We start from the raw sequence: 6,398 nt of genomic DNA on the forward strand, positions 1-6,398 counted from the left end.
TCCTTAAAAATTAATAAGCATTACTAATCGCAATACTTTGTTTTTTAATCGTTTTATAGATAAATAAAAGAATGCCTAAAGATAACCAGAAACATCCGAAAGTGAGTGAAGATGAATCGAGGTTAAGCCAGAGGCAAATAATGCTGATGACTGATAAAAGCGGTAAAAAGAGATTTAAAAATTTGTTTTTAAATCCGAGGCGTTGTTTATCTTTAATATAAAACTTCATGAAAACTGAGAAATTAACAGCGGTAAAAGCCACTAGAGCACCAAAGCTGATGAGGCTTACGACTTGTGCTAAGTCTAGAAAAACGGCGGACATCGAAATAAGACCAACAAATAAAACCGAAAAAAATGGTGTACCTAAAGAGATATGAATTGTCCCAAAATACTTTTTGGGAAAAATATTGTCGGAGCCCATTATATACAGTAAACGTGAAGCACTGGCATGTGAGGCAAGACCTGAGGCGACAGTGTTCATAATTTGCCCGCATAAGAACACGGATTGAAAAAAAGCACCGCCGACATAAAGCACAATTTCAGGAAGTGCTTCTGACGGATGGTGAAAGCGAAGATTATTTGGAAAATAAAGCTGAATAAACCAAGCGGCTGTAAAGAAAATGAACCCGCCAGCAAGAGTTGTTAACATGACTGCGCGAGGAATATTCTTAGTGGGTTGTTTCGTTTCATTTGAAAGTGTAGTGACCGCATCAAAACCTAGAAATGAAAAGCATAAAACTGAGGCGCCAGCTACAAGTGGCAAGATGGATTGGTGCTCATGCCAGAGTGGAGCCAAAGTAAGTACATGCTCATAACCTTGAGTCGAACCAATACCCCGAATCACTAAATAAACAAAAATGATCATGAGTATGATGGGGGCAAACACAAACAGTAGGCTTAAGTTGGCAAGTAAGCGAATGCGGAAACAGTTGACTAACGTGATGAGGCCAGCCGACACCATGACCCAAAACCAATAAGGCAGACTTGGAATGAGGGCAGTGAGATAAATTGCGGCAAGCAAAACATTGATGAGGGGTAATAACAGATAGTCGAGTAGGGAACACCAACCGACAAAAAAACCACTTTTAGGACCGAGGCTTTCGGCAGTGTAACTATATGCTGAGCCTGATTTTTCTGAATTCCGGCTAAATCTTGCGTAGCTCCATGCAGTGAGGAGCATGGCGCCAAGTGCGAGTAAATATGCGAGTGGCACATGGCCATTGGTAATTCCAGAGACAATTCCAAAGGTGTCAAATACAGTCATTGGCGTCATATAGGCAATACCAATGATTGTGACTTGCCAAAGGGACAATTTTTTTAAGGAAGACGTTTTATTTTCCATGTCATTTCAACCTAAAATTTTGTTGTTCTGCTTTTCATCCAGAAAGGCGATGCTATTTTTGGGCCAAAAGTTCCCCAAGACCTGAATAAACGAGTCTGTTTGAAGGAATTTTGAACAAAACTAGGCGCTTAAAGTGCTATTTCGCCTTGGTGGCACACTAAAAGTAAAGTTACTTACTCATGCTGTTTATTTCACTTTAGAGAACGACCAATTGAAACGACTGGCACGGACGTGAAGTAAATTGTTGAGCAGTCTGTTCCTTAAATAAGGTCCCTGTTCTGATGGTGACGTCATTTGAAGTAATGACTCGAGAGGAATCGTTGAGTACAACGGCTTTTTGTTTAATGTTTTTCAGCTTAGGCATTAACAGCTTTTCTAGTGCCGAAACTAAAATATCTGTGGCAATCACACCAATAAATTGATCACGAATCATGACTGGATGAGCAAGGGTGATGGTGTAAGCACCATTACAAATATAGTCAACATAAGGGCCATGTATGCATGGGCTTTTATTTTGAGCGGGTTTGTGGAACCACTCAAATGAGCGAAAATCTAAAAAACGTTGTGCATTTTGGTAGTTTTCAAGCTTTGCTTGCTGTAACTGGTCTTCTTTTTTATACCACCATTCAAGTGTCCAATAATCTTGTTCATCTTGCGTTGCTGGACTATAACTTGCGAAGCCTATTCCTTGACTGTAATGGCTTTCATTTAGTGCATTTTTAATTTCTTTTTGCAAAGCTGCACGTTCTGAACCTGAAAGCTTAATATCTTTAGTCTTTTCAGGTTCATGTTTAGAGAGAATTTTGCTCGCTTTAGCTGCCAGTTTTTCTGTAATGGCTGTCGTTTCCTCAACCACCGTCTTTAACAAATTTTGAAGCTCTTCTATATCTAGATGTTGGGTCATTCCTATAACTCCTAAAATTCCATATTTCTAACTCGATATTTTATAAGTGCTCTGATTTATTATTTTTATTCGCTAGATAACTTATATCGAAGCATTTGATCCGTTAGCATCGAAACAATTTTTCTTGCTTGTGTAACAGCTTCATCTTCGTTGCTTTGAACGAATGATGAAAAAAGTTGGTGGTATTGATTGACGATCTGTTGATGAAAATCATTATCTTGATAAAGTACTGCAATGAGTGGTGCCCATTCCGCTTGTATCGTTAATTCCTGATTTGCCAGTCGCGCAGATTGTGCAAAAGAGGTGAGGGTTAACAAACAGCGTAAATCAAGTTGAGCACGCGTGTCGGCTTCAACTGCTTGTTCAAATTGTTCGATCAGTTCTTTGATTTTGTTAAGTTCGTATTCAGTGGTTCTTTGAGCCGCCAAATACGCACTATGGCTTAAAATTGCACTATGAAACTCACCTAGATCAGCCAGATATTCATTAGAAGCTTGACGCAAGGGATGTTTGTTTAAGAGTAAGTCCGAAGGCAATTCACAAACAAAACTTCCGCCGTTTCGCCCGCGCTTTGTATCAATAAGACCTTTTACGCGTAAAGTATTGAGAGCTTCACGAACGGTAATGGGTGACACACCCATTAAGCGAGCTAAATCCGCCTCGTTAGGGAGTTGTTCATTGCTTTTGAGCAATCCAGAGATAATTGCATTTTCCAAGCGTTCTACAACTTGTTCCGATCGAGTTGCCTGAGCGATAGGTGCAAAAATTATCGTATATGCTGACATGGCGAATTCTCTAAAAGCTAAGTCAGAGACTTAGCTTAATGAAGCGGATAAATAATAATTAAAACACGCCATAACGATGGACTGCCTGTTCATCTTCAGGCACAGCTGGTATTGCATCCCAAAGTTCAACAATTTTGCCGTTATCTACACGCCAGAGTTCAAAATAGGCATGTCGATTTCCAGCAATACTTCCTTCGGAATGTGTCAACACAAATTGACCATCAGCAATGGAGCGATGAGTTTTGGAGTATACCAAACCTTGTCCTTCATTACGGATATTGTTCAAAAAATCAATCACTGCCTTAACACCATCTCCAATGTCAGGGCTATGCTGAATGAACTGATCGCCATGGGTGTATTCTTCAAATGCTTCGTAATTTCCATCAATTAATGACTTCTTAAAGAAAGAAGTCACAATCTCACGATTTTCCTCTGAATCATGATGCGTCACGATTTCGGTTGGACCATCTAATTGTGTTCTACCGCTCACATTTGGCGCTGCTTCTGCAACAAGACCATCCCAATGTTCTACAATTTTTCCATCTTTAATACGGTAAATATCAAAGCCCACTAATGGGTTTTCATCTAAGCCTTGAAAACGTCCATGAATTGCAACCAAGTCGCCATCTGCCAATACGCGCACGGCTTCATGTTGCATTTCGGGACATTCTTCTACCAGTTGGCGAAGGCCTGAAATACCATTTGCAACCAACGGTGAATGTTCTATAAAGTCTTCCGAAAAATAACGATCCAGAGCAGTGGTGTCGTGTAAATTAAATAACTCGTGGTGCGCTTTACTCACAAAGTCTTTCATTTCTTGTTTATTCATTTTGAACTCCTTTCAAATTTCTTTTTTATTCTTCATTTGAACTCATTACATGCTTAACACGGGTATATTCTTCAAAACCATAGCCTGATAAATCTTTACCATAACCTGATTTTTTGAAGCCGCCGTGTGGCATTTCTGCGGTGAGCGGAATATGGGTATTAATCCAAACTGTACCGAAGTCGAGTTCACGAGACAGGCGAGTTGCACGCGCATGGTCTTTGGTCCAAATACTCGAAGCTAAGCCGTATTCAATATCGTTGGCTTTTTCAATTGCATCATTTTCATCTGTAAATTTTTGAACAGTAATTACAGGTCCGAAAATTTCATTTTGAATTGCTTCGTCGTGTTGTTTTAAGCCACTAATGATCGTCGGTTCAAAATAGAAGCCCGGACGGTCCGCTTGTTTTCCACCTGTTTCAACTTTGGCATGAGCAGGTAAGTTGTCGATAAATGCTTTAACATTCTTTAATTGATTGGCATTGTTGAGTGGACCATAAAGTGCATCTTGATCATCTGGCTCACCAAAACGTGTATTTTTTGCAGCTTCAATTAATTTAGCTAAAAATTCATCGTGAACGGCTTCAGCCACAATCACACGTGTTGCAGCAGTACAGTCTTGTCCTGCGTTGAAATAGCCTGTTAAAGCAATCATTTCAACCGCTTTATCGATATCGGCATCTTCAAAAACGACCACAGGTGCTTTACCGCCAAGCTCTAGGTGTGCTTTGGCTAAATTTGCTGCGGCAGAAGCGGCAACTTGTAAGCCTGCACGGACTGAACCCGTAATAGAAACTAACGCAGGTGTTTTATGCGATACAACTTTTGAACCGACCTGAGCTTGTCCTAACACCACGTTAAATGCACCTTTAGGGAAAAATGGCGCAGCAATTTCTGCAAGTAAAAGCGTACTTTCTGGTGTTGTGTCACTTGGTTTTAGTACCACAGTGTTACCAGCAGCCAGAGCAGGAGCAATTTTCCAGACAGCCATCATGAGTGGATAGTTCCAAGGTGTTACTTGACCCACAACACCAACTGGTTCTCTGCGAATAGAAGATGTTAAACCTTCTAAATATTCACCTGAAGCTGTGCCATTGAGTAAACGGGCAGCGCCTGCAAAGAAGCGAACTTGATCTGCCGATGCACCCACTTCTTCAGATGCGATTAAGTGTTTTAACTGACCCGTATTACGGCTTTGAGCTTCAATCAAACGTTCAGCATTTGCTTCAATTGCATCTGCCAAATTAAGTAATGCTTTTTGACGAGTTGAAGGTGTGCTGCGTCCCCAAATTTTAAATGCTTCTTTTGCAGCCGCATAAGCTGCGTCTACTTCAGCTTCAGTTGCATTCGGTGATTGTGCATAAACTTCACCAGTCACCGGACTTACCAAGTCGAAATAATCATTTCCTTTGCTAGCAACATATTCGCCGTTAATAAAGTGTTTGAGTTGAGTTTTAGCCATTTTTTATACCTTGTCCTTAGGTTTTTAACATATAACATATAAAACTATATGTATTATGTTTTAATTTTCCTGTCAAATACTTTAATGAGGGGAGTGAGCGAAAAAAGTTTCGGTTTGAACAAAATTGGATTTTAAGTTTTTGATTTGATTATTTAAAAAAATTAAAAAATTTAGAGAATAATTTTCTAATCGAGAGTAGCTAGATGAGCCAAGTTTCGTCCTTAGCTCATCAATTTTTCGTTCTTATTATTTGAAATTAAAGTGAATCATCAGGTCTTATGACTCGCAAGCAAAATGCTAGTTTCACTGTTATAAATACCTGAAATGTTCCTAATTCTTTCTAAAACTTTATCGAAGTTTTCTAATGTATCTGATCGTAGCTCGACCAGAATGTCCCATTTACCATTGGTTTTATGCAAACATTCAACAGCACTTTCTAGACGTAGTTCTTTAATTACAGATTGTGCTTTGGTGCCTTCAACCATAATGCTCATCCATGCACGAATTACATTGCGCTCTGCACTGGGTTTAAAACGCACTGTGTAGCCTGTAATGATGCCTGAAGACTCTAAATATTCGATTCTTTTTTTAACTGTTGCTCGTGAAACGTGAACTTTTTCGGCTAGCTCGGTAACAGACATTCGTGCGTTATCTTTAAGTAAACCTAAAATAATTTGATCAATGTTATCCATATTGTAATTGTCAATTATCAAATTGGTAAAAAATAATTCATTTTTTACTAAATTACAAATTTTTTGAATCAATTTGATTTTGAATAATAGGGTCATCAATTAAGCCTAATAATTCAATTTAATGGACTAGATAAGATGAATAATTTTGCAGTTTCACGTAGTGACTTTAATGAGTGGATGGTTCCAGTTTTTGCACCGGCAAATTTCATTCCGGTACGCGGCGAAGGTTCACGTATTTGGGATCAAGAAAATAAAGAATATATCGATTTTGCAGGCGGGATTGCAGTAAACGCATTAGGTCATGCGCATCCAGTGGCAGTAAATGCTTTAACAGAACAAGCAACAAAACTTTGGCATGTAGGCAATGGTTATACCAATGAACCAGTT

General features: G+C 39.2%; 7 protein-coding genes. 1 reads left to right on the forward strand and 6 read right to left on the reverse strand.

Annotated elements, in window-relative coordinates; translation table 11 throughout:
- Positions 1-10 precede the first annotated feature (10 nt).
- The 6 genes from I5515_RS12285 to I5515_RS12310 all read right to left on the reverse strand — a co-directional run bounded on the left by I5515_RS12285 (position 11) and on the right by I5515_RS12310 (position 6,011).
- On the reverse strand, positions 11-1,342 hold the full coding sequence (locus tag I5515_RS12285) for an APC family permease (RefSeq protein ID WP_199967286.1): 1,332 nt from the start codon (positions 1,340-1,342) through the stop codon (positions 11-13).
- Positions 1,343-1,538: 196 nt separating this feature from the next.
- Complete coding sequence (locus tag I5515_RS12290) at positions 1,539-2,246, reverse strand: cache domain-containing protein (RefSeq protein ID WP_199967288.1); 708 nt, start codon at positions 2,244-2,246, stop codon at positions 1,539-1,541.
- 65 nt (positions 2,247-2,311) lie between these two features.
- On the reverse strand, positions 2,312-3,031 hold the full coding sequence (locus tag I5515_RS12295; RefSeq protein WP_199967290.1) for a FadR/GntR family transcriptional regulator: 720 nt from the start codon (positions 3,029-3,031) through the stop codon (positions 2,312-2,314).
- A 58-nt stretch (positions 3,032-3,089) separates the two neighbouring features.
- Positions 3,090-3,860: a nuclear transport factor 2 family protein gene (locus I5515_RS12300; RefSeq protein ID WP_199967292.1), complete on the reverse strand. Its 771-nt coding sequence runs from the start codon at positions 3,858-3,860 to the stop codon at positions 3,090-3,092.
- A 25-nt stretch (positions 3,861-3,885) separates the two neighbouring features.
- Complete coding sequence (locus tag I5515_RS12305) at positions 3,886-5,319, reverse strand: gamma-aminobutyraldehyde dehydrogenase (RefSeq protein ID WP_199967294.1); 1,434 nt, start codon at positions 5,317-5,319, stop codon at positions 3,886-3,888.
- Positions 5,320-5,588: 269 nt separating this feature from the next.
- Positions 5,589-6,011, reverse strand: coding sequence for an Lrp/AsnC family transcriptional regulator (locus I5515_RS12310; protein WP_199967296.1), 423 nt, complete (start codon positions 6,009-6,011; stop codon positions 5,589-5,591).
- 135 nt (positions 6,012-6,146) lie between these two features.
- Here I5515_RS12310 and I5515_RS12315 point away from each other — a divergent pair.
- Positions 6,147-6,398, forward strand: a 252-nt coding sequence (locus I5515_RS12315; RefSeq protein ID WP_199967297.1) for an aminotransferase class III-fold pyridoxal phosphate-dependent enzyme, incomplete at its 3' end; no start/stop codon positions are given.

Source organism: Acinetobacter calcoaceticus, assembly GCF_016508255.1.
Lineage (GTDB): Bacteria > Pseudomonadota > Gammaproteobacteria > Pseudomonadales > Moraxellaceae > Acinetobacter > Acinetobacter calcoaceticus_E.